Origin of the sequence: Flavonifractor plautii ATCC 29863 (assembly GCF_000239295.1) — a bacterium.
GTDB lineage: Bacteria > Bacillota > Clostridia > Oscillospirales > Oscillospiraceae > Flavonifractor > Flavonifractor plautii.
On sequence record NZ_JH417835.1, the window covers coordinates 38276 to 62367 of the forward strand.

Here is a 24092-nt window from a genome sequence, read left to right on the forward strand (position 1 = left end):
GCCGAACCCGTGCCGCCAAAGACCGGAATGGGCCGGAGAGGACGAATGTCCTCTCCGGCCCATTTTGGTTTCACTAGGAAGCAGATGTTCCGGATTGCCGCCGTTTTTCCGGCGGCCTCAGCCCATCACCTCGCCGCCGGGCGCATCATGGGCGTCGGACCAGACTCGCTCAAGAGCGGCCCAATCGCGCTCCGTCAGCCTGCCGGTCCACGCCTCCGTGTCTTCCCCTTCTGTCCAGATATAGTCATGGGAGTTGGTGGCTTCCTGCATGGCTGCGTAGTACCAGGCGGAGGTATTGTTGTCCGGCCAGGTGAGCATCTCTCCGCGGGGCAGCAGGTGTGCTTCATGAGGGGCCCGGCCCAGGGTGCGGTTGACGATGGTGCACGCCTCGGCCCGGGTGATGTTGTCCAGCGGGTGGAAGGTGCCGTCGGGCATGCCCTCAATTAGTCCGTACTCCACCGCTGCGGCCAGGAAGGTCACATACCACTCGGTTCCCTCCACATCGGAGAATCGGCCGTCGTATGTGAAGTCCCCTTCGGTAAACTCGAAAAAGCTCACTGCAATTTTGGTAAACTCAGACCGTGTGATGGGTTCGGTAGGGCGGAAGGTGCCGTCCGGATAGCCGTCCAGAATACCCATGCTGGTCAAGGTGGATATGGCGTTGTTGTACCAGTCGCCGGAGGCCACGTCGGAGTATGGATTGGTCTGACTCCAATAGGCCTCCCTGGCCTCGTCGGTGAGCAGACGGAAAAAGATAGTGGCCACCTCGCTGCGGGCGATATCGCCCTCCGGCCGCACAGTGCCGTCCGTATAGCCGATGATATAGGCCACGTGGTCCTCGGTATTCAGAGACTCAGGCTCGTCGTCGCGGTCCGGGCGGTGGGAGGGGCGGCCGGGGTCGGGACGGCTGGTCTGAATGGTGTAGGACACGGTTGGCCTGCGGAAGTTCTCCGGCTGGCCGGGCCGGCTGTTGCTGTCCACCGGGTACAGGGTCGCGCTGTTGTTGGTGTAAAGGCCGCTGTAGTTCTCGCTGCCGTCCGCATCGTACTGGCCGTAAGTCCCCTCGGCGGTCTGGGGATTCGTCAGCTTCACGGTGTAGGTCAACTGAACAGGGGCAAAGTTGGAGACCGGGACGTTGATCTCCCACACAAAGCACTCGTCGGACGCACCGTCCTGGCCTTTGGCGTAGTATTTGAGCACAAAGTCATAGGCTGATTCGTCCGCGTTTGCCGCGTCGTTGAAGCCGAAGCCATAGGCGCTGGTGATATAGGGATCATTGAACGAAGGGTCAATCAATTCGGTCTTGTCGAGAACCTCTCCGTCCACGGTCAGGGCCAGCCGGTCTATGTCGTTGACAAAATCAAAGTCGTACCCGTTGCTTTTGTTGTCGGTGCCGGAGCCAATTTCATCCACCACATAGCTGCCTTTATCAAGTAGGTAGTAGATGTCGTTCTGGATGTCGGCAAAATCAACGGTTTCGCCGCCGGCCAGGTAGTCCATGAAACTGATGCCAAAGCCATAACTGTCGACACCGCTCTCAGCTTTCAGCGCATAACAATGGTACTCTTTGCTCATTTCCTGATAGAGCGCATTACTATTGTAGAGAGACAGATCAACGTTGATTGGATAGCCGTTCCTATTTACATAAGGGATGGAGCCTTCAGAATCCAAATCACTTGTTTTTGGACGATTCGGATCGTTCAAAGAATATTCGTATTTGGTGTATTCACTATCCAATACGCCTTTTACTGCATCAAAGTAGCTGGCCCAATTTTCCGGGACATAATCAGAGGAATACTTACATTCCCACGCGGACAATCCATCATTTGGCTGCTCGTTCCTTCCGCCCGTTCCGGTATCACCACCGTTTCTGGAAGAAATTGTGTATGCCTGATCGTAGTTTCCGCCTTTGCAATAATAATACGTTAAACCATCACTGACAAGGATTAAATATTTCCGAGAGCTATCAACACTTGTATCTGCATCCAGCATTGCCTTGCCAGCCAGCAGTCCGGCGTGCATATTGGTTCCACTCTTTAGTGTCTGCTGGATCGCGGCTTCAATGTCCGCATATTCGGTAGCCAGATCAAAGAATTCACCATTATTGGCGACATTGGCAACCGCATTAAAAATAACTACACCGACATTGATCTTCGCGCCAGTGTTCTCAAGCTGATCCTTTAGGGAACGAAGCATCTCCAGAGACTTGGCCTCAACCGTTGCACTCGTAGATTTGTCCAATACAAAGACCACATCTGTAACGAGCTGTTCCTCTGCCGCGGGCAGGGACAGGGTCACGTCGGACTCAAAATTGCTGTCCAGATTGGTTGCGGTCTTGGATTTGGAGGTGTCCCATCCGGTTTCTTCGCCGGGCTCCAGAGGGCTCAGGCCATGGGCTGCTTTCAGCGCCGTAAGTCCGGTTGCAGAGGCAAACCCGGTCAGCGGCTCAAAATCCGTGAACTCCACCGCGTGATAGGGCTCCTCATGCGCCTCCCAGCGGGCGCCCTCGCTGTCGTCGTACCAGCCGTCTATGGCGTCGATGCAGTCTCCCTCCCCTCCGTCAAGGGTCCAGCCGGAGCCCACTTTTCCGAAGGTGAGAGAGGGCCCGCTGACACCTTCGGAAACATAGATATCATCGCCTGCAACAAGTGCATGATTGTTGCAGATTATGGCATCGGCGGGCAGAATTACAGCCGGGTCATAGTTATCGCCATAGCCGACATAAATTCCGCCGCCGTAGCCATCCAGCAGGCTGTGCGAAACCTTGTTGCCGGTGATCTTGAGGACAGCCCCGTCCTCTACCGTCAGATTGCCTTGCCGCACATACAGTCCGGTGTTGTTGTTATCCTCAATATAAAGCTCGCTGGTACTGTCCACTGTGAATGGATAGTTGTTGTAGAGCCGTACAGCGGCATAACCATAGCTGGAATTCCCGGCGTTTCCGGTCACAGTAACAATGGAACCGTTCTCGACGGTAAAGGCGTTGTTTACGGTAATCCCCATACCGTTGTTATTTTTTGTGTTAACGGTGGAGTTATCGATACTCAGTTCACCGGCAGAAAGGCCATGGGAACCGTTGTTGTTGAAATCAACGTCAGAATTTTTAATTATAAAATGAGATCCGTTAGAGCCGTTTCCACGGCTGTTGATAACTTTGACCTTGGAATTTGTTATGTTGACATCAAAGGTACCAGTAAACCCGGAACGGTTTCCGTCGGAAACAAAGGTAGAGTCAACTATATTGGTAATACATTCATTTCCTTCGTTCCAAGACAAAGCGTTATGGGGATAATTTTGAATGGTTAGGTTAGAACCATTCAAAATATTTAACTCATTGCCGCCGCAAAAGTAAATAGCTTGGGTATTGTCTTTGGACACCCCGGTACCGTCCATGGTCATCTTGACATTATCCAGAGTAATTTTTGCGCCGTTACCAGCACAGATGGTCATCCAGTTCCACTCGCCAGTAGCCGGGGTAGAACCGATACCAGTCATCACAATATTGACATCTTTAAAGGTCAAGGGAGCACCTGCGGCACCATACCCCATCGCAATACCGTTCTTTATAAATGTAATAGTAGGCTTTTTATTGAGCCCATTTGCGGCCTGGATTACTAATTTCTTGCTCAAGAACATACCCTCACTGGTGGCATCGGCCAGAAGTTCGATGGTTGCACCGTCCTCCGCTACGTTCACCGCCTCGTCCAGTGTGGCATAGGACGTAGCCCCGATCTGTGCCACAGTACCCTCGGCGGAGGTGGAGACCTCCTCCTCCGGTTCCGGCGTGTCCGCGTCCTCCGGGGGCTGGGTGGTGGTCTCCGTTTCCTCCGCCGTCTGGTCCACGGGTAGCTCTGTCGCCAGCGCGGAAACCGGCAGCAGGGACAGGCACAGGGCCAGCACACAGAACAAACCCGTGAATCGCTTCAAAATTCTTCGCATACTTATCCTCCTTTTTTCAAATATGCTGGGACTCTATTGTTCAAAAAGACCTGCTGCAATCACCTCGCTTTGTATGGCAAAATAAATCTTTTGTCCTAGGTTCACCTGTGTGTTCCGGCAGGATGCGGCATAAAGGGCGATAAAAAAAGCCCCGTGCCGAGGCACGGGGCTAAAAATGGGCGCAGAAGATGGGCCGGTGAAGCATAATTGCTTGCCCCGGTCTGCTTTTCCATGTCCAAAACAGGCTGCACTTCTTGAAAGAGAGCAAAAGATGTGGTAAAATGAATACCGTTCTATGTACTGAACATTTGCTTTTCAAGCCGTATATAGGACAAAAGATTTATTTTGCCGCTATGATATCAGCCCCAGACGGGCAAGCTGGCGGGCGTGCTCCGCGCCGGTGGAGAGCAGGTAGATCCGGGTGGTCTCGATGGAGGAGTGGCCCAGTACATCGGCCAGCTTGACCACATCCCGGCTGGCCTGGTAGAAGGCTCTGGCAAACAGGTGGCGCAGGTTATGGGGAAACACCTTGCTGTCTGCCACTCCGGCCTTCCGGCACACCGCTTTCATCTCCGCCCACACCTGCTTTCTGGATATGCCTCTGCCGCTTCTAGTGAGAAAGATCTCGCCGGAGGCGATTTTTTGTGCCCGCCCGTATTGCAGCAGCTTGCGGCACAGCTTACCGGGGATCAGGATCGTGCGGATTTTCCCCTTCAGCGACACCTCCGCCCGGCCGCGGCGGGCGGCCTCCATGGTCAGGTATTTCACCTCACTCACCCGGATTCCGGTGGAGCAGATGGCCTCCATGAGCAGGCCCAGACGCTCCCGGCCCAGTCCCCGGGCGGCGGAGAGCAGGCGGCCGTACTCGGCCCGGCTCAGCTCCCGGTCGGGGGGGCGAAAAAGCCGCCGCTGGAGCCGCAGTGGTTTGACCGTGCAGTCCATCCAGCCCAGGAAACGAAAAAAACGGTTCAGCCCGGCCAGCTTGCTGTTAACTGTGGCAGGGGAGAGGCCCCGGCGCAGCAGCTCGGCCTTCCAGCCGCCCGCCGAACCGGCGGCCACGGTCTCCGGCGCCAGCCAGGCGGCAAACTGACGCACCGACCGCGTGTACTGTTTGATGGTCTCTGTGCAGCGCTCCTCTGCCCGGAGCGCCTGGGCGAATGCAGCCAGCGTTTCCACGGTAATGCTTCGCAGTTCCATATGGTTCTGCCCCCCATTGAATCAAATATTTTTTATTTTACCCAACTACGCGGGATGATATGAAGCGGCGGAGGCGGGTTCGGGAGAAGGGGGGGCCGCTGCCGCGGGAATTGTGTGCCGGAACATTTTATGGTATAGTTGTAAAATAGAAAAAACAGGTGTGCCGGCGGAGCGCTCCCGAGGAGAGCAGGCTGGCGCGTGATTTCCGGCGAGGTGATGCCTGTGATAGGGAAATGGCTCAACTACATGTCCAGACTGCACGATGGTGTGGATGCGATTCTGATCGCAGACCGGCATGGGACCATCGAATACTCCGCCATGTTCTCCGAGCAGGAAAACGGGCTGGCCGACGAGGGCTTTATCGGGAAGAATATCCTCGAAGCCTATCCGCAACTGACCGAGGAGACCTCCAGCCACTTCCGGGTCATGCGGACGGGGGCGCCGGTGCTCAATGAAAAGCAGGAATTGACGGACTTTTATGGCCGGCGGACCATCTTGGTCAGCTCCACCTTTCCGCTGGAGTACAGCGGCGAGCTGATTGGGACGATGGAGACCTCGGTTTTCTACCACAAGGACGCTCAGTTGGATGGGAAAAACCACTGGCTGGCCAATCCGCACAAGGGGCTGTTCCGGCTGGACGACATCATTACCCAAAACCCGGAGATGCTGACGCTCAAGGATACCGTTCAGCGGGTGGCGGCCAACACCTCTCCCGTGCTCATTTGGGGAGAGACCGGCACGGGGAAGGAACTCTTTGCCCAGTCACTCCATAGCCACAGCTCCAGGGCCAGGGGGCCGTTTGTGGCGCAAAACTGCGCGGCCATCCCAACCACCTTGCTGGAGAGCACCCTGTTCGGCACTACGCGTGGGAGCTATACCGGGGCGGAAAACCGGAAGGGACTGCTGAAACAGGCTGATGGAGGCACTCTGTTCTTGGACGAAGTGAACTCCATGGATCTGTCCCTCCAGGCCAAGATTCTCAAGGCGATTGAGGAGAAGCGGTTCCGCCCTGTGGGCGGGGAACAGGATGTGCACAGCGATGTGCGTATTGTCTCCGCCATGAATGTGGATCCTATCACCGCAGTACGGGAGGGGCTGCTGCGGCGTGACCTGTTCTACCGGCTGGGTGTGGTGCAGTTGGCGCTGCCACCCCTGCGGAAGCGGCCGGAGGACATTCCGCTGCTCACCGATTTCTATGTGGAGCAGTACAACCGGAACATGGGGCGGGCGATCTCCGGCGTGAGCGAGCTGGTGCGCAATGCCCTGCTGGCCTATGACTGGCCGGGCAATGTACGGGAGCTGCGCAATGCGGTGGAGTCGGCGTTCAACCTCTGTACCGGGGCCACGGTACAGCTCAATGATATTCCCCGCTATATCTTTTACCACGAGGAGGAGGCGGGGGAGAGGCAGGAGCCGTGGCCTATGCCGGAACATATGGGGCTTCAGGAGGCGGTCCGCCGCTACGAGAAGGGGTTGATTGTCCGTGCGCTGGAGCAGAGCCGGACGGTTACGGAGGCCGCGGAGAAGCTGAGGCTGACCCGGCAGGCACTTCAATACAAGATGATGAAGTACCATCTCAACGGATAGGACTGTAGAAAGCAAGAATTTTTGCATTTTGCGCAAAAATTCTTGCTTTCTTTTTGCCGGGCCTGTCCCGCGAGGCGGCCGCGTTCTGCGCAACCCCTGGCAGCGCAGGCAGTTCTAACTATGTTTGCCTCTTTTGACAAGCTGGCATCCGGCTTGCTTATTCTAGGGGCAGTGGTTATGCGTGGACCACATATCTGAAGTTAGGAGAGGGTTAAAGATGGCACCAAAGAAAAAAGGTATCCGTATCCCCCACATGTTCACGCTGCTCCTGCTCATCATCGCGGTATGTACCATTCTGACCTATGTGATTCCTGCGGGCCAGTACGAAACCTACGTGGATGAGAACGGCGTGGAGATGCTGGTGGACGGCAGCTACCACCGCATCGAGCAGACCCCGGTGACCCCGATGAAGGCTTTGATGGCCGTACAGGAGGGCCTGATCGAAACCGCTTATATTTCCGCCTTTATCTTCATCATTGGCGGCGCCTTCGGAGTTGTGGCGGAGACCAAGGCCATTGAGGCGGGCATCGGACGCATCATCAAGAAAACCTCCAAACGGCAGGAGCTGCTGATCCCCATCATGATCTTTGTGGTGGGCTTCGGCGCCGGCTCCTTTGGCATGTTTGAGGAGTGCCTGGTCTTCATCCCCTTCCTGGTACCCATCTGCATCGCTATGGGCTACGACTCCATCACCGGCCTGGCGGTGGCCATCGTGGGCAGCTCCAGCGGCTACGCAGGCTCCTTTGTCCAGGCCGCCAACGTGGGGGTTTCCCAGAGCATCGCGGGTCTGCCCATGTACTCGGCCATGTGGTACCGCCTCATCATCCTGGTGGTCATGCTGACCATCGCGGCGGTGTATATCTATTTGTATGCCCAGCGCATCAAGCGGGACCCGACCCGCAGCCTGATGTACGAGTTCGACCGCCAGCGGGAGGAGAAGGTGGATCTGAACGATCTTCCGGAGCTGACGGGCACCCGGAAGCTGGTCCTGCTGGTCATGGGCGCCACCTTCGCCCTGCTGATCGTGGGCGTGCTCAAGTGGGGCTGGTATATCAACGAGCTTTCTGCCCTGTTCCTGGGCATGGGCATCGTCGTGGGCTTTGTGGCCCGGGTGGGCTTCGACGGCTTTGGCCGCCTGTTCAGCCGCGGCGTGGCCGACTTCGCGGCCGGCGCGCTGGCGGTGGGCTTTGCCCGCGGCATCCTCATCGTGCTGGAGGGCGGCAACATTCTCCACACCATCCTGTACGGCGCCTCCGGCCTGCTGACCTCGCTGCCCTCCTCTCTGACGGTGCTGGGTATGTACGTATTCCAAAACTTCCTTAACCTCCTGATTCCCTCGGCCAGTGGGCAGGCGGCCACCTCTCTGCCCATCCTGCTCCCCATGGGCGACATGGCCGACATTACCCGACAGACCACCTGCATCATCTTCCAGATCGGCAATGGCCTGTCCAACATCCTGGTGCCCACCTCGGGCACCTTCATGGTGGCCCTGACCATGGCAAAGGTTCCCTACGGCAAGTGGGCCAAGTGGTTTATTCCCCTGCTGGGCCTCCAGTTCGCGGCGGGCGCGGTGCTGGTGCTGATCGCCAACGCCATCCGCCTCGGGCCAATGTGAGCAGAAAGAAGGTATTTCGATGAAAGAGACAATACAAACAGCGGCGGAGAGCTTCCTCCCCGCGCTCTGGGCCATGTCCCGTGCGATGTACGACCACCCTGAGCTGGGGCTGGAGGAGGTCAACTCCTCCCGCATGCTGCGTGAGTGGCTGGCGGAGCAGGGCTTCAAGGTGGAGGAGAACTTCCACGGCCTGCCCACCGCCTTCCGGGCAGTCTACGGCTCCGGCAGGCCGGTGCTGGGCTTCCTGTGCGAGTACGATGCGCTGCCCGAGGTGGGCCACGGCTGCGGCCACGACCTCATTGGCGCCGTCTCGGCGGGAGCTGCGGCTGCCCTGCGGCAGACGGTGGACGCCGTCGGCGGCACCCTGATTGTCTACGGTACGCCCGACGAGGAGGTCACCTGTACCAAAGTACAGCTCACCGACGAAGGGGCCTTTGACGAGCTGGATGTGGCCCTCATGCTACACCCCTATCAAAAGACCTGCGGCCGGATGGGGAGCATCGGCATCTATCCGGTGCAGTACGAGTTTTTCGGAAAGAAGTGCCATGCCAACGAGGCCGGGCCGGGCAGCGACTGCATCAACGCCCTGGACGCCGCCGTTGCCGCCTACCTCAGCGTCAACCAGGTCAAGCAGTACCTGGACGCCAACATCTACGGTATCCTCAACAGCGGCGGCACCCTGCCCAACATCATCCCCGACTATGCCAGCCTGCGCTACTACATCCGCTGTGACCAGGAGTGGAAGACCCGTCGGGCGGTGGAGCGCATCAACCGCTGTGTCCAGGGGGCGGCGGACAGCATGGGGGCGGAGCTGAAGATCACCCAGTACCTGTGTCCCACCCAGCCGCTGCTGCTCAACGAGCCGCTGCTGGATGCCTATGAGGCGAACATGGCGGCGCTGGGTGAGCCGGTCGTGGTGGAGGAGGCCAACCGCCTATCTACCGACGCGGGCAACGTGAGCTTCCGGATACCCACCCTCCACGCGATGCTCGGCATTCACGGATGTGGGGGTGTCGATCTGCATACAGAGGAGTTCGCCGCCCGAACCGTGACCGAGGAGGGCCGGGAGGCCACCCGGCTGGGGGTCTGTGCCCTGGCGGGCGTGGGATACGACCTGCTCACCCGGCCTGAGCTGCTGGAGGCTGTCCGGGCCGACTTCCAGCGGGGCATCCGGGAACAGGACGAGAAAGGAGTTTCATCATCATGCTATTGAAAAATTCTATCACGGAGGACAAGACTATCTGGGCTGGCCTGAACCACCCGGAGCTCCCCCTGGAGGAGGCCGACATAGCTGTGTTCGGTATCCCCTACGACGGCGGGGTCAGCTTCCGCTCCGGCACTTGTGAGGCGCCCCAGGAGCTGCGGAAAATCACCCACACCATCTCGCCCACCACCGAGGATTTCCGGGATATCTCCCCTGTGAAGGTCAAGGATCTGGGTGACTGCGTGGGGAAGGACCGGGACGAGATGTTCGCCGAGGCGGAGGAGCTGGCCTATCAGGCCGTGAAGGCGGGAAAGTTCTTTACCATGATCGGCGGCGACCACTCGGTGACGATCCCCGTCCACCGGGGCGTCAACCGGGCGGTGGAGGAGGACTTCGGTATCATCCACATCGACGCCCACTTCGATCTCTGCCACGAGATGCACGGGGACATTCTGTCCCACGGCTCCACCGAGCGGCGGGCCACCGAGCTGTCCCACGTGGGGGACAGTGACCACCTCTACTTCCTCGGCATCCGCTCCATCGAGTCCGACGAGCTGGAGTTCTACCAGAACAACAAGATCAACGTCCTCTCCGCCGCTGATGTGGACCACCTGGGGGTGCCGGCGGCACTGGAGCGGATGGTGTCCCACATGAAGCGGTTCTCCAAAGTCTATATCACTCTGGATATTGACTGCCTGGACCCCGCCTATGCCGCCGGTACCGGCACGCCCCAATTCGGCGGCCTCACCGCCCGGCAGCTCCTGGACCTGCTGAAGGGCCTTTTTGACGGCCTCAACATCATCGGCATGGACGTGGTGGAGGTGGCCCCCAGACTGGACCCCTCTCTGGCGGCGCTGTTCGCGGCCCGGAAAATTATTACCGAGTGCTGGGCCCACCACTACTTCAAAAACCTCGCCCGTGCGTAAGCAGAGAGAAGAAGACCAAGCGCATAAAACACGGCCTCCGGTTCAGGCGGAGGCCGTGTTTTATGCGCTCAGAAAAACTTTTCAGACCGTTCATCCGTCCAATGTTTAACAGCCACTGCGGCGGTATACGTTTGGATGAGGTGAGCTTAATGAAGCGGATAGGTGCGCTGCTGCTCTGCGGTATTCTGCTGCTCCCGGCCGCCGGAGCTTCCGGCACCCCTTGGCCGGCCTGGGCAGCCGAGGCGCTGGCCTGGGGACGGGAAAAGTCGGTCAGCCGGGCATTTCTGGCCTCGCCGGGACAGCGTTTGACCCGCGGAGCGGTGGCCCGGCTGCTCTATGAGTCGGCAGGGCAGCCCGCTGCGCATGAGGAGTGCCCTTTCTCTGATGTGTCTGAAAAGGATGCCGTAGCCGTGGGCTGGGCAGCAGGGCAGGGCTATCTCACTGGCGTGGGAGATGGAACCTATGAGCCAGGCCGCCCTGTCACCCGGCAGGAATTTGCCGCTATCCTCTGGAGACAGGCGGGAACACCCGAGGTACCGGTCCAAGGACTCGAGCGTTTTGGGGACGCCGGCACTGTGTCGGAATGGGCGAGGGATGCTGTGCTCTGGTGCCAGCAGGCCGGGGTAATGGCAGGCCGGAGCGGGGATAAACTGGCCCCAGAGGATACCATCACCACAGCGGAGGCGTTGGTCATGCTGGAGCGGGCCGCCGGGCTGCCCGATGTCGGGCAGCTCCGGGACGATCTGGAGATCCTTGCCGCACACCACCGGCCGGTGGGCTCCCAGGGGGAGGCCGATGCAGTCCGGTATCTGAGGGACCGCTTTGAGGAAATGGGGTACAGCGTCACTCTCCAGCCCTATACCGACGGCCAGGGCCGCACCGGGCACAATGTCGCCGCGGTAAAGGCGGCCTCTGTTCCCGATGCGGATATCTTGGTGCTGTCCGCCCATCACGACAGTGTGCCCACTGCCTATGGGGCAAATGATAATGCCTCGGGTGTGGCTGCCCTGCTCTATACGGCGGAGGCGCTGAGGAATGTACCGACTGATACGGAGGTGCGCTTCCTCAGCTTCACCGATGAAGAGAACGGTAAGAATGGATCCCGGACCTACACCGCCTCTCTGACAGAGGAGGAGCGGACTCGGATAGTCGGTGCGATCCAGTTCGATATGCTGGGCGGACTCGGTTCCACAGGGACTTTGGTGTGTACTGTAGACGGGGAGGCGAACTGGGTCAGCGACCTGCTTCAGAAAAAGAATCCGGGGTTGGAGAGCGGAGTGGAGACCGCCAGCGACCATACCTCGTTTCAGCTCTCCGGAATACCTGCTGTCCTGCTGATGCAGAGGGGGCGGGGCTACCTGTACCACTCGGCGGCGGATACGGCGGAACAGCTGGATCTGTATGCCATTGCGGCTGCCGCTGACAGCGCAGCAGCCGCGGCGGAGGAGATCTGCTCGGCCGATACCCCCTCCTACCGGGCTCTGGCCCGGGAGCAGGGAGAGAGAAGCGCCTACCGCCAGACCAGACAGAATATGATCTATTTCGGCAGTTCCAGAGCGGATACTGAGGCGTACATCGGAGCGGCGGGAGAGCCCGTAGGCGCCAGTGAGATATCCGGGGAGGGGTGGACCGACACCTATGAGACCTACCACTACTCCATGCGCTGGTTTGACAGCAAAGTTCCTATGAGTACCTATTACCAGTACCGCAACGGTTTTCTAGAGCGCATTGAGCTGCGGCCGGAGGAAACCGGCTATACAGGGGAACAGGTACGGGAACTCATTGAGGCGATGTATGGCTCCCCCGTATCAGAGGAGGGGGGACAGACCGGCTGGTCCGACCCCATTTACAGCAAATATATCACGCTGTCCCGTGACGAGGAGGGGTGTCTCGTTACGGTGGGAAATTACTCCGTGGGCATCACCAATGTGCTGGCCTCCTATCCGGTGAGCGGCGGTCAAGCCGTCATCAGCGATCCGGAGGATGCGGCGGTATGGAACTATCTGTGTTCGATCCTCCCGCTGGAGGCCAGACAGAAGTTGGCCGAGTTCAACCTGTTTACGGACGGTACCAGTAATGTCCTGGCCTATACCTCTCCCATTCGGGAGGAGGGCGTTACGGACAACACCCGCTTTTCCATCAGCATTGACTACTTCGATGTGTATGATGAAAACGGGGAGAAGCGGGACTGGAGCAAACTGACCTACACGATTTTACACGAGTATGGCCACGTCCTGCTGGAGGACGAGACACAGATAGACCTGACCGTGGGCAGGGACACTCATGACCCGGCGGGATTTGTGGAGGGGGCCTTCCGCAGAGCGTTTTACGATGCGTTTTGGAGGGAGCTTGGAGTCAGCGGCGCAGGTGATTACGACAGATCGCCTACTCACTATGTGAGCCGTTACGGGGCCAACTACTTCCATGAGGATATCGCCGACACCTTTGCCGTCTTTGTGTTGGGTGGGGAGCCTGGAAAAAACACTGTGGCAGAGGAGAAGCTGCGCTTTTTCTGGAGGGACCCAGATATGACGGCGCTGCGGTCCGCTGTCCGGGAAAACCTGGGGTTGGAGTGGCCGGAGCGAGCTGACACCAGCAGTTCCAGCCCCACGCCGCCGGTGGCCGCTGCTCTGGAGGAATTGGAACAGAAGCTGATGGAAGCGATTGTAGCGGTGGAGCAGCCGCCCGCCTTAGCATGTGCGGCACCGGTCGGTTCGGCGGAGCTGCCCATGGCTGTTAAAAACCTGTACTACAGCATCTTATCCGACCATCCGGAGTACAAGTATGCCTATGATCTCACTTCAGAGGTAGGGGAGGACGGACTGCTCCGCTGTAAAGTGTCCTATATGCCCTACCGTACCGGCGCGTATCCCGCCGGATTTCAGGGAATAGAGGTGGATGGCCTGGATCGTCTGGTGGAGGTGGCGCGGGGTGGACTGTCACAGGAGAGTATTCCCATCCGGATTACCGAGCCCACTCTGACAGTGGATGCCATGAACCGGGCGCTTCAGCAGGTGGGCGGAGGTTGGCTGTTGTGCCAGCTCAGCCGTGACGGCACCGCTATCACGGTCACGCCCCAGGGCGGCCTGAGCCGAGAGGAGGCCCTGAACCGGCTGGCTCAGTCAGAGTGCCTGGCAAGGCAGGTTTATGAGGAAATCGTCACGGCGGAGATGGGGAAGGCTGCACAGGCTGAGGCGCTGTATGCTTACTTGACGGAACAGGTACGTTACGACTTCCGATACTACAGCCAGCCCGGTGAGATGCCCTACAGCGCTACCACCGCATACGGGGCGCTCCATGACCATCTAGCCATCTGCGGCGGCTATGCCCAGGCGTTCCAGATGCTTTTACAACAGGCGGAGATTCCCTGTATTACCGTCAGTGGGAAGATGGGTGGAGAGAACCACATGTGGGTTCTGGCCCAGGTGGACGGCCAGTGGCTCTATTTTGATCCCACCAGCGACCGGGGCAGGGTTGATTACGGTTTTCAGTACTTCGGAGTGGGAGAGGATGCTCTGTTCCGCTATACCTGGGACCGGGAGGGGGCGCGCAGTTTAACGGAGGCGCTGTTTCCCTAATCGGGAAAATTGGAAAACGGCAGTGACGCATACCCCTGTATACGTCACTGCCGTTTTCGGCTGCCCGGCGAATCATCGTCATGGCCTCGGCGCAGATGATAGGCATCGCATTGGGCAGGCGAAAGAAGCGTGTGGCGGTTTCTGCTTGGATGATGTTGTCCAGAGCGCGTACTGCGCCGCCCCATCAGCCGGGCTGAGGGCTTGTCTCCCGAAGGGATCAGCGCATGCCTGCTGTGCAATATGCAGATATGTGGAATCACCATTTTGACTTCCCCACTGGGACAGTGCTCTCCGCCGGACTCTATATTGATCACACCCGGGGCAAAACGCAGCCAAATTTCTGATTTTGGGTATGCAAATTAAGACCGAGACGTTTGCTCTATCCCGGCCCCTGTCCTTCTGCATCCCGGCAGTCCTCCCAATCCGGGAGACGAAATAGGCGGTTGAGGACGGTCCGCGTCTGCCGAGAGAGTCAAGCTGCCATGGCTCAAAGCGCCGTGCCCCTCTTGGGGACGGACAGGCGGGAGAGCTCCACGCCCTCGTGCTCCAGCAGCCGGAGCTTGGCGGCGATGCCGCCGGCATACCCGGTGAGGCTGCCGCCGGAGCCCACGACCCGGTGGCAGGGAATGATGATGGAGATGGGGTTGTGGCCCACCGCGCCGCCCACTGCCTGGCTGGACATGGAGGGCCTTCCCATCTGCGCCGCCAGCGCCCGGGCAAGAGCTCCATAGGTCGTGGTTTCTCCGTAGGGTATTTGGCACAGCAGCCTCCATACCCGCTGTCGGAACTCCCCGCCAATGGGGCACAGGGGCAGTTCGGAGGGCATCGGCTTTTCTCCAGCAAAATACCGGGCCAGCCAGTCCCGCGCCGCGTCAAAGACGGGAAGCCCGTCCCGCTCCTCCAGCGCCTCCCGCACGGCTCCGCCGAAATACTTCTGCCCCTCCAGCCAAAGGCCGATCAGGTGCTCCCCATCGCTGCCCAGCGTGAGCATCCCCAGCGGGGATGGGCAGACCGCAGAATAGTACATCCAATTCCTCCTTTTTGATCAATCAGATGGATTTCACAGCGGCACCGCAGGCCGCCTGTCAATGAGATCATAGCACAAAACGCACCGATTTTCTCCTATGAACGTTCCAAGCCAACAAAAGGGGGTTGACAGGAGCGGGGAATATGTGTATCATTACACTAACGCTTTAATTCGTTAGCGAGATAGAAGGTGATTCAATGTCGCAGTTTCTAAACGGGGCGCTCCGGCGGCTCACCCCCTATACGCCGGGGGAACAGCCCCGGAATCAGGCATACATCAAGCTGAACACCAATGAATCTCCCTATCCCCCGTCGCCGGGGGTACTGGCGGCGCTGAACCGGGCGGAGGGGGAGAACCTGCGCCTCTACTCCGACCCGGAAGCGGTGGAGCTGAGGGAGGCGCTGGCGGCCCGGTACGGGGTGGAGCGTGAGAATGTGTTTGTCGCCAACGGCTCCGACGAGGCCCTCAGCTTCGCCTTTCTGGCCTATGCCGCCGACGGCCGGGGGGTGGCCTTTCCCGACATCAGCTACGGGTTTTACGCCGTGTTCGCCCGCCTGTACGGCATACCAGTCCGGCAGGTGCCCCTGCGGGCGGACTTCCGCCTGGTGCCGGAGGACTACAATCACCTGCATCGAACCATTGTGCTCGCCAACCCCAACGCCCCCACCGGCCTGGCCCTGAGTCGGGACGAGGTAGAGGGGATTGTCCGGGCCAACCCGGATGCGGTGGTGGTGGTGGACGAGGCCTATGTGGACTTCGGCGGGGAGAGCGCGGTGCCCCTCACCGCCCGCTATCCCAACCTGCTGGTGGTGCAGACCTTTTCCAAGTCCCGCTCCATGGCGGGAGCCCGGCTGGGCTACGCCATCGGGGATGCGGCCCTGATTCAGGATCTGGAGGCCATCCGCTTCTCCACCAATCCCTACAACGTCAACCGCCTGACCCTGCGGGCAGGGGCCGCGGCCCTGGCGGAGCAGGACTACTACGACGCCAACTGCGCGGCCATCGTGGACACCCGCGCCGATACCAAGCGGCGGCTGGAGGCGCTTGGCTTCACCTGCACCGACTCCAGGGCGAACTTCCTCTTTGCCCGCCATCCGGCAGCGGACGGCGGGGACCTCTACCGGAGGCTCAAGGAGCGCGGGGTGCTGGTGCGCCGCTTCGACGCCCCCCGCATCGGGGACTATATCCGCATCACCATCGGTACCAGGGCCCAGATGGACGCCCTGCTGGAACGGCTGGAGGGACTGCTATGAGAACCGCCCGCATTGCGCGCAAGACCAATGAGACCGACATCACCCTCACCATTTGTCTGGACGGCCGGGGGGTGAGCGCCATTCAGAGCGGCGTGGGCTTTCTTGACCACATGCTCACCCTGCTGGCCCGCCACGGGCGGCTGGATTTGGAGCTCACCTGCCGGGGAGACACTCAGGTGGACGACCACCACAGCGTGGAGGATATCGGCATCGCTCTGGGGGACGCCGTGGCCCAGGCCCTGGGGGAAAAGCGGGGGGTGCGCCGGTACGCCTCCCTCCACCTGCCCATGGACGAGGCGCTGATTCTGTGCGCGGTGGATCTGTCCGGCCGGGGGGGCTATTACGATGCCCTGGACATCCCGGCCCAGAAGATCGGGCGCTTCGACACCGAGCTGGTGTACGAGTTCATGAACGCCTTCGCCGTCCACGCCGGCCTCACCCTCCACCTGCGGAGGGTGTGCGGCCGCAACTCCCACCACATCGTGGAGGGGGCCTTCAAGGCCCTGGGCCGGGCCCTGCGGGAGGCGGCGGCCATTGATCCAGAGGGCCGGGACGAAATTCCATCCACAAAGGGGATGCTTTGACCATGCAGGAGCGGCTGAACCGGCTCTATGAGCAGTACGGCTACCGAAAATTCAAAATGTCCCGGTTTGAGGATTACGACCTCTACGCCCAGAACCGGGATTTTCTGCGGCAAGACCGCATTATCACCTTTACCGACGCCGACGGCGCCCTCAAGGCCCTCAAGCCGGACATCACCCTGTCCATCATGAAGAGCAACGGAGGAGACAGCGAAAAGGTGTACTACAACGAGAACGTCTGCCGGGAGGTGGGGGGCGCCTTCCGGGAGATCCTCCAGGTGGGGGTGGAGTCGGTGGGGCAGATTGACCCCTATGCCGAGGCAGAGGTCATCGCCTTGGCCGCCCGCTCCCTGGAGCAGCTCTCCCCGAAGTACGTGCTGGCTCTGTCCGACGTGAGCTTCGTGGGCAGCCTGCTGGACCAGATGGGGCTGTCCGCCCCCGTGCGGGGGAAGGTGCTGGGCCTCGTTGCCCGAAAGAACGTCCCAGGCTTGTGCGTCCTGGCGGAGCGGGGGGAGCTGACCGGGGAGCAGGCTGACGGCCTGCGGGAGCTGGTGGAGCTGTACGCCCCTCTCAAGGAGGGGATTGGCCGGGTGGGGCGGCTGGCCAAGAGCAACGCCGCCTGGGAGGCCCTGCGGCAGCTCTCCCTCACCGCCGGACTGCTGGAGTCGTTTGGGCTGGAGGAGCGGGTGCGGCTGGATTTCTCCCTGGTGAACAGCATGGACTACTACAATGGGGTGATCTTCCAGGGCTTTCTGCCCGGCCTCCACACCCCGGTGCTCTCCGGCGGGCGGTACGACAACCTGCCCCGTAAGATGGGCAAGCAGGTGGGGGCCATCGGCTTTGCCCTGTCCATGGGCTTGCTGGAGGAAAGGGCGGACGGCGGACGGTTTGACGCCGACGTGCTGCTCACCTATGGGCCCGACGCGGAGCTGGCCGGGCTGGCAGCCTTTGCCGAGGCCCTGCGGGCCTCCGGCCGCTCCGTCCGCTGTGAGCGGGCGGGGGGCTCCGCCCAGCTCCGCTGTCGGACTGAGCTGCGCTACCGCAGCGGCATGACACCGGAGGAGGTGGGACTATGATCAATGTGGCGCTGCCCAAGGGGCGGCTGGGGGAGAGGGCCTACGAGGCCTTTGCCTCCGCCGGGTACGACTGCCCCGCGATTTTGGAGAAAAACCGCAGGCTGACCTTTGAAAACAGGGAGAAGGGAGTGCGGTATTTCTGGGTGAAGCCCTCCGACGTGAGCATCTATGTGGAGCGGGGGGCGGCCGACGTGGGGGTGGCCGGCCGGGATATCCTGCTGGAGTACGAGCCCGACGTGTACGAGCTGCTGGATCTGGGCATCGGCCGGTGCCGTATGTGCGTGGCCGGGCCAGAAAACTTCTACGACGCGCCCGGCCGAACCCTCCGGGTGGCCACCAAATTCCCCCACATCACGGCAGAGCACTACACGGCCAAGTCCCGCGACATCGACATCATCAAGCTCAACGGCTCCATCGAGCTGGCTCCCATCCTGGGCCTGTCCGACGTGATTGTGGACATTGTAGAGACGGGCAAGACCCTGCTGGAAAACCACCTGGCGCCTTTGGAGACCATTGTGGACATCAGCGCGTGGCTGATCAGCAGCCGGGTGAGCTATCAATTCAAGCATCAGGAGATCGCCGCGATGCAGGCGGCCCTGGCGCGGAAGCTGTGAGGCGGTCATGATCAAAATATATGATATCGAAACGCTGGAGGAGCGGGAGATCCTGTTCCGCGGCGGAAGCGGGGCGGACGTGTCCGCCCCGGTGGCGGAGATCCTCCGGGCCGTGCAGGAGCGGGGGGACGCGGCCCTGCGGGAGTATACCCTCCGCTTTGACGGCGCAGCGCCGGACGCCCTGGCGGTGACGGCGGAGGAGGTGGACCAGGCGGCGGCGCAGGTGGAGCCGGCCTTCCTGGCCGTGCTGGAGGAGGCCGCGGAGCACATCCGGGCCTACCACGCCCGGCAGAAGCGGGAGAGCTTCGTGATGACCGAGCGGGAGGGCGTGGTGCTGGGCCAGCGGATCATCCCCTTGGCGCGGGTGGGTATCTATGTGCCCGGCGGCACCGCCGCCTACCCTTCCACCGTGCTGATGAATGCCATTCCCGCCCGGATCGCCGGAGTGGGGGAGATCATTATGGTGACGCCGCCGGGGCGGGACGGGGCGGTGAACCCCCACATCCTGGCTGCAGCCAAAATCGCCGGCGTGACCCGGATCTACAAGGTGGGCGGCGCCCAGGCGGTGGCCGCCCTGGCCTACGGCACCGGGACCATCCCTCAGGTGGACAAGATCGTGGGCCCCGGAAACGCCTACGTGGCGGAGGCCAAGCGCCAGGTCTTCGGCCGGGTGAACATCGACATGATCGCCGGGCCCTCCGAGGTGCTGGTACTGGCCGACGGCCGCTCCAATCCCGCCTGGGTGGCGGCGGATCTGCTGAGCCAGGCGGAGCACGACCGGATGGCCGCCGCCGTGCTGGTCACTGACTCCCGCCCCCTGGCCGAGGCGGTGGCTCATGAGCTGGAGCGGCAGTTGGCCGCCCTGCCCCGGGCAGAGACCGCCCGGGCCTCCCTGGAGGCCAACGGCAAGCTCATCGTCTGCCGGGATCTCCGGGAGGGCATCGCGGTAGCCAACCGCATCGCCCCGGAGCACCTGGAGCTGTGCGTGGACAACCCCTTCGACTACCTGGGGGAGATTCAGAACGCCGGCTCCGTCTTCCTGGGCCGTTATAACCCGGAGCCCATGGGGGACTACTTTGCCGGGCCCAACCACACTCTGCCTACCATGGGCACCGCCCGGTTCTACAGTCCCCTGTCGGTGGATGACTTCGTAAAGAAGTCCCAGTTCAGCTACTACACCCGGGACGCCCTGGCCAGGGACTACCGGAAGGTGAGCCTGTTCGCCCGCAAGGAGGGCCTGGACGCCCACGCCAGGGCGGTGGATATCCGGTTTGAGGGGGGAGAGGCATGATCGCCATCATCGACTACGGGGTGGGCAACCTGTTCTCCCTCAAGAGCTCCCTGGCGGCCATCGGCCGGGAGGCCGTGGTCACCGGGGACCGAGCGGTCCTCCGGGCGGCCAGCCACGTGATCCTCCCCGGCGTGGGGGCTTTCGGCGACGCGGCGGCCCGGCTGCGGGCCGTCGGCATGGCGGAGGCGGTACTGGAGGCCGCTGCCGCAGGCAAGCCCGTCCTGGGCATCTGCCTGGGGATGCAGCTCCTCCTGGAGCGCTCCTTTGAGTACGGGGAGCACCCCGGCCTGGGCCTCATTCCGGGGGAGGTGCGCCCCATCCGGGACGTGATTCCGGCGGGGCTGGCCGTGCCCCACATGGGCTGGAACGCCCTCCGCTTCCCGGCGGAGCGGCCCCGCAGCCCCATTTTCGCGGCTCTGGAGGAGGGGGAGCACGTCTATTTCGTCCACTCCTACGCGGGCTTTGCCTGCGGAGAGGGGCTCACCGCCTGGACCGAGTACGGCGCGCCTCTGACGGCGGCGGTGCAGAGAGGAAACGTGTACGGAACCCAGTTCCACCCGGAGAAGAGCGGGGATGTGGGACTGCGGATTCTCAAGGCATTCTGCGGATTGGAGGGTGAAGCATGATTCTGCTTCCGGCTATTGATCTCTATGAGGGAAAGGTAGTCCGCCTGACCAGGGGGGACTACAGCCGGATGACGGTCTACCGGGAGGACCCTCTGGACCAGGCGAGGGAGTTTGAGGCCGCCGGGGCGGCCTGGCTCCACACCGTGGATCTGGAGGGGGCCAGGGACGGCGCCACCCCCAATTTCCGGGTGGTAGCGGAGCTCTGCCGGTCCACCGGCCTACAGGTGGAGGTGGGCGGCGGCATCCGCACGCTGGAGGCCGTGGCCCGCTACCTGGACGCGGGGGCGGCGCGGGTGATCCTGGGCACTGCCGCCGTCACCGACCCCGTTTTTCTCCGGACCGCACTGGACCGCTTCGGAGATCGGGTGGCGGTGGGGGTGGATCTGAAGGACGGGGCCATCGCTATCCAGGGCTGGCGGGAGACCGCTCCAGAGCCGGCGGAGGCCTTCTTCCAGCGCCTGGTGGACTGGGGGGTGCGGACCGTCATCTGCACCGATGTCTCCCGGGACGGTATGCTGGGGGGGACCAACGTGGCGCTGTACCAGTCCCTGGCGGAGCGGCTTCCCCTGCAGCTCATCGCCTCTGGCGGCGTGTCCTCCCTGGAGGAGTTGAGGCGGCTGAAGGCGCTGGGCCTGTACGGCGCGATTCTGGGCAAGGCCCTTTACACCGGGGCCCTGTCGCTGCGCGACGCCCTGGGGGAGGTGGAGTGACATGGTGACCAAGCGTATCATCCCCTGCCTGGATGTACGGGACGGACGGGTGGTAAAGGGAGTCAATTTTCAGGGGCTCCGGGACGTGTCCGACCCGGTGGCTCTGGCGGAGCACTACTCCCGCTCCGGTGCCGACGAGCTGGTGTTCTACGACATCACTGCGTCCCATGAGGGGCGGAAGCTCTTTACCGATATTCTGACCAAGGTGGCCTCCGCCATTTTCATCCCCCTCACCGTGGGGGGCGGCATCCGGGGGCTGGACGACTTCGAGCGGGTGCTGGCCTGCGGGGCGGACAAGGTTTCGGTCAACTCCGGGGCTGTCCGGAACTCCGCTCTCATCGGGGAGGCGGCCAGGCGGTACGGCGACCAGTGCGTGGTGCTGTCGGTGGACGTGAAGCGGGTGGACGGGAGCTACCACGTATTTCTGAACGGCGGCCGGGTGGACACCGGACTGGATGCCCTGGAGTGGGTGCGCCGGGGAGTGGACGCCGGGGCCGGCGAGGTGGTGGTCAACTCCATGGACACCGACGGGGTGAAGGGCGGCTTCGATGTGGAGCTGCTGAGGGCCGTAAGCCGGGCGGTGTCCGTGCCGGTGGTGGCCTCCGGCGGCGCAGGGAGCGCCGCCGACTTCGCGGCCCTGTTCCGCGCCCTGCCGGAGCTGTCCGCCGGGCTGGCGGCCAGTATTTTCCACTTCGGCGAGGTGACCATACCTGCGCTGAAGCGGGTACTGGCGGAGGAAGGGGTGTGCGTGCGGCTGTGATTGATGTGCAGACGCTGAAATTTGACGAGAAGGGGCTCATACCCGCCATTGTGCAGGATGCGGAGACGGGGAGGGTGCTCACCCTGGCCTACATGAACCGGCAGTCCCTGGCCATTTCCCTGGAAAAGGGCCTGACCTGCTTCTGGTCCCGTTCCCGGCAGGAGCTGTGGCTTAAGGGGGAAACCAGCGGCAATTACCAGCACATTGTGGAGCTGCGGGCCGACTGTGACCGGGACGCCCTCCTGATCCGGGTGCGGAAGGAGGGGCCGGCCTGCCACCTGGGCACCGACTCCTGCTTCGACGGAGCGGTATTCTTTGCAAGGGAGGAGAGATGACATGGACGAGCAGTTCAGCTATGAGGGGCTCTACCGCCTGCTGGAGGAGCGCCGGGCCAAGCGGCCGGAGGGCTCCTATACCACCTACCTGTTTGAAAAGGGCCTGGACAAGATTTTGAAAAAGGTGGGCGAGGAGTGCACCGAGGTTATCATCGCGGCCAAGGACCGGGATCACAAGGAGACGGTCTATGAGCTGGCGGATCTGGCGTACCATGTTCTGGTGCTGATGGTGGAGGCGGGGATCTCCCTGGACGAGGTGAGGGCCGAGCTGGCCGGCCGCCACGTCATCGACCACAAGGTGAAGCAGGAGAAGATGGCCTCCGACCAGGCGGAGTGAGGAGAATTTGCACACAGAGCGAAGGAGCCCCTGGAGCCGCAAAGCGGCTCCAGGGGCTCCGGTTCATTTGTACCGGCCCAACTGCCAGAAGGCCACGGCGCTGGCCGCCGCCACGTTAAGGGAATCCACGCCGCGGGCCATGGGGATGCAAACTGTATAGTCGCAGTGGGCCACCGTTCGGGGGGAAAGGCCGTCTCCCTCGGTGCCCAGGACGATGGCCAGCTTTTCTGCGGACACCAGCCGGGAGTCCTCGATGGAGAGGGCTTCGAGGCTCAGGGCCATGGCGGCGGTCTGAAAGCCCAGGGCCCGCAGACGGGCAAGTCCCGGCTGGGGCCAGTCGGCGGAGCGCGCCCCGATATAGGTCCACGGGATCTGGAACACGGTGCCCATGCTGACCCGCACCGCCCGGCGATGGAGGGGGTCGCAGCAGGTGGGAGTGACCAGCACCCCGTCCATGTGGAGGGCTGCCGCCGAGCGGAAGATGGCCCCCACGTTGGTGGGGTCCACGATGCCCTCCAGCACGGCCACCCGCCTGGCGCCGGCGCACAGTTCCTCCACGGCGGGCAGGGAGGGGCGGCGCATAGCGCACAGTACCCCGCGGGTCAGCTCGTAGCCCGTCAGGGCGGCCAGGGTGTCCCGGCCGGCAGTGTAGAGGGGCACGTCCCCGCAGCGGGCGAGGATGTCCCGGGCGGGGCCCTCCAGTTGGCGGCGCTCCATCAGCAGGGAAACGGGCTCATATCCGGCGTCCAGGGCGTGGCCGACTTTGGGGCTCTCCGCGATGAACAGGGCCCTCTCCGGCGCGCGGCGGCTGCGGAGCTGGGCCTCGGTCAGGCGGGCGAATACGTCCAGTTCGGGGGCGGAGAGGTCGGTGATCTCAATAATGTGGGGCATGGCGTTCACCTCGCTTATTCTTGCTTGCCTTCATTATACCGCCGTCCGGGCGGAAGGGCAACGGAAAACAGCCGCGCCGCCTCCCAACATGGGAGGCGGCGCGTGGGGTACAGGAGCATCCCGGCAAAGCACTGGCAGGCCAGAAACAGGATGCCGGCGGTGACCAGGGGGGCCAGCCGTCCGGATGGGCCGGAGGCGAGGCGCTCCCGCAGGGAGGTAAACAGGAAGGTTAGAGCGCCGAAGGCCGCGCCGCCCACCACGGCAAAGCGCACGGCCTCTGTCCCGGCGGTGAGCCCGGCGGCCCAGGGGAGCAGGCCGAAGGTGAGGGCGCCCAGCAGGAGAGTAAGCCCCCAGTTCCGGCGGGGAACGCCCTTGGAGAGATAGGCCTCTGCGGCCAGGGCCAGCAGGGAGCAGGCCGCCGCCGCGGGCAGGCCCACGGCAGGGAGCACGGCGGCGGGCAGGAAGACGCGGTAAAGAACCGCCGCCAGGCAGCCCAAGCCCACCACGGCGGCCAGGGCGGTATTCAGAGTATATTTCTCTTGCAT

At 62.0% G+C, this 24092-nt stretch carries 20 protein-coding genes; 15 read left to right on the forward strand and 5 right to left on the reverse strand.

What is annotated here, in order from left to right:
• Positions 1–117: 117 nt before the first annotated feature.
• Together HMPREF0372_RS15450 and HMPREF0372_RS15455 are read right to left on the reverse strand one after the other, a co-directional pair.
• The gene (locus HMPREF0372_RS15450; protein WP_007494500.1) at positions 118–3939 is read right to left on the reverse strand and encodes an S-layer homology domain-containing protein; all 3822 of its coding nucleotides are present in this window, start codon (positions 3937–3939) and stop codon (positions 118–120) included.
• Positions 3940–4290: 351 nt separating this feature from the next.
• Positions 4291–5136 carry a tyrosine-type recombinase/integrase gene (locus HMPREF0372_RS15455; RefSeq protein WP_007494504.1) on the reverse strand — a complete coding sequence of 282 codons (846 nt, stop codon included), beginning with the start codon at positions 5134–5136 and terminating at the stop codon, positions 4291–4293.
• Positions 5137–5352: 216 nt separating this feature from the next.
• Between HMPREF0372_RS15455 and HMPREF0372_RS15460 the strand changes: the two genes are divergently transcribed.
• The 5 genes from HMPREF0372_RS15460 (at position 5353) to HMPREF0372_RS18850 (ending at position 14046) form a co-directional block, all read left to right on the forward strand.
• Positions 5353–6723: a sigma-54 interaction domain-containing protein gene (locus HMPREF0372_RS15460; protein ID WP_007494505.1), complete on the forward strand. Its 1371-nt coding sequence runs from the start codon at positions 5353–5355 to the stop codon at positions 6721–6723.
• A 217-nt stretch (positions 6724–6940) separates the two neighbouring features.
• Positions 6941–8338, forward strand: coding sequence for a YfcC family protein (locus tag HMPREF0372_RS15465; protein WP_039997769.1), 1398 nt, complete (start codon positions 6941–6943; stop codon positions 8336–8338).
• A gap of 19 nt (positions 8339–8357) precedes the next feature.
• Positions 8358–9551, forward strand: a complete 1194-nt coding sequence (locus HMPREF0372_RS15470) for a M20 family metallopeptidase (RefSeq protein WP_007494511.1) — start codon at positions 8358–8360, stop codon at positions 9549–9551.
• On the forward strand, positions 9542–10468 hold the full coding sequence (gene speB / locus HMPREF0372_RS15475; protein ID WP_007494513.1) for an agmatinase: 927 nt from the start codon (positions 9542–9544) through the stop codon (positions 10466–10468). Before HMPREF0372_RS15470 ends, speB begins: the two co-directional genes overlap by 10 nt.
• A 149-nt stretch (positions 10469–10617) precedes the next feature.
• The gene (locus HMPREF0372_RS18850; RefSeq protein ID WP_050810510.1) at positions 10618–14046 is read left to right on the forward strand and encodes a M20/M25/M40 family metallo-hydrolase; all 3429 of its coding nucleotides are present in this window, start codon (positions 10618–10620) and stop codon (positions 14044–14046) included.
• A 487-nt stretch (positions 14047–14533) separates the two neighbouring features.
• Here HMPREF0372_RS18850 and HMPREF0372_RS15485 read toward each other — a convergent pair whose 3' ends face one another.
• Positions 14534–15073, reverse strand: a complete 540-nt coding sequence (locus HMPREF0372_RS15485; RefSeq protein ID WP_009256669.1) for a methylated-DNA--[protein]-cysteine S-methyltransferase — start codon at positions 15071–15073, stop codon at positions 14534–14536.
• Between the two features lie 197 nt (positions 15074–15270).
• On the opposite strand from HMPREF0372_RS15485, the gene hisC reads away from it, so the two are divergent.
• From hisC to hisE, 10 genes are read left to right on the forward strand one after another with little or no spacing between them, the layout of a single operon-like run.
• Entirely contained in the window at positions 15271–16326 is a 1056-nt protein-coding gene (hisC, locus tag HMPREF0372_RS15490; RefSeq protein ID WP_007494520.1) for a histidinol-phosphate transaminase, read from the forward strand.
• Positions 16323–16910, forward strand: a complete 588-nt coding sequence (gene hisB / locus HMPREF0372_RS15495) for an imidazoleglycerol-phosphate dehydratase HisB (RefSeq protein WP_007494522.1) — start codon at positions 16323–16325, stop codon at positions 16908–16910. Before hisC ends, hisB begins: the two co-directional genes overlap by 4 nt.
• A 2-nt stretch (positions 16911–16912) precedes the next feature.
• Complete coding sequence (locus HMPREF0372_RS15500; protein ID WP_007494524.1) at positions 16913–17983, forward strand: ATP phosphoribosyltransferase regulatory subunit; 1071 nt, start codon at positions 16913–16915, stop codon at positions 17981–17983.
• Positions 17980–18597: an ATP phosphoribosyltransferase gene (gene hisG / locus HMPREF0372_RS15505; RefSeq protein ID WP_007494526.1), complete on the forward strand. Its 618-nt coding sequence runs from the start codon at positions 17980–17982 to the stop codon at positions 18595–18597. The genes HMPREF0372_RS15500 and hisG overlap by 4 nt, the downstream gene beginning before the upstream one ends.
• A 7-nt stretch (positions 18598–18604) precedes the next feature.
• Positions 18605–19888 (forward strand): histidinol dehydrogenase, encoded by a 1284-nt coding sequence (gene hisD / locus HMPREF0372_RS15510; protein ID WP_007494528.1) that lies wholly within the window; start codon positions 18605–18607, stop codon positions 19886–19888.
• Entirely contained in the window at positions 19885–20514 is a 630-nt protein-coding gene (hisH, locus tag HMPREF0372_RS15515; protein ID WP_007494530.1) for an imidazole glycerol phosphate synthase subunit HisH, read from the forward strand. Before hisD ends, hisH begins: the two co-directional genes overlap by 4 nt.
• Positions 20511–21224, forward strand: coding sequence for a 1-(5-phosphoribosyl)-5-[(5-phosphoribosylamino)methylideneamino]imidazole-4-carboxamide isomerase (gene hisA / locus HMPREF0372_RS15520; RefSeq protein ID WP_007494531.1), 714 nt, complete (start codon positions 20511–20513; stop codon positions 21222–21224). The genes hisH and hisA overlap by 4 nt, the downstream gene beginning before the upstream one ends.
• Position 21225: 1 nt before the next feature.
• A complete protein-coding gene (gene hisF / locus HMPREF0372_RS15525; protein ID WP_007494533.1) occupies positions 21226–21984 on the forward strand; it encodes an imidazole glycerol phosphate synthase subunit HisF in 759 nt (252 codons plus the stop codon).
• The gene (gene hisI / locus HMPREF0372_RS21230) at positions 21969–22319 is read left to right on the forward strand and encodes a phosphoribosyl-AMP cyclohydrolase (protein WP_009256677.1); all 351 of its coding nucleotides are present in this window, start codon (positions 21969–21971) and stop codon (positions 22317–22319) included. The genes hisF and hisI overlap by 16 nt, the downstream gene beginning before the upstream one ends.
• A 1-nt stretch (position 22320) precedes the next feature.
• A complete protein-coding gene (hisE, locus tag HMPREF0372_RS21235) occupies positions 22321–22656 on the forward strand; it encodes a phosphoribosyl-ATP diphosphatase (RefSeq protein ID WP_007494537.1) in 336 nt (111 codons plus the stop codon).
• A 63-nt stretch (positions 22657–22719) separates the two neighbouring features.
• Here the strand turns inward: hisE and HMPREF0372_RS15540 are convergent, their stop codons facing one another.
• Both HMPREF0372_RS15540 and HMPREF0372_RS15545 read right to left on the reverse strand, forming a co-directional pair.
• Positions 22720–23547 (reverse strand): TrmH family RNA methyltransferase, encoded by an 828-nt coding sequence (locus HMPREF0372_RS15540; protein WP_007494539.1) that lies wholly within the window; start codon positions 23545–23547, stop codon positions 22720–22722.
• Between the two features lie 14 nt (positions 23548–23561).
• Entirely contained in the window at positions 23562–24092 is a 531-nt protein-coding gene (locus HMPREF0372_RS15545; protein ID WP_007494541.1) for a hypothetical protein, read from the reverse strand.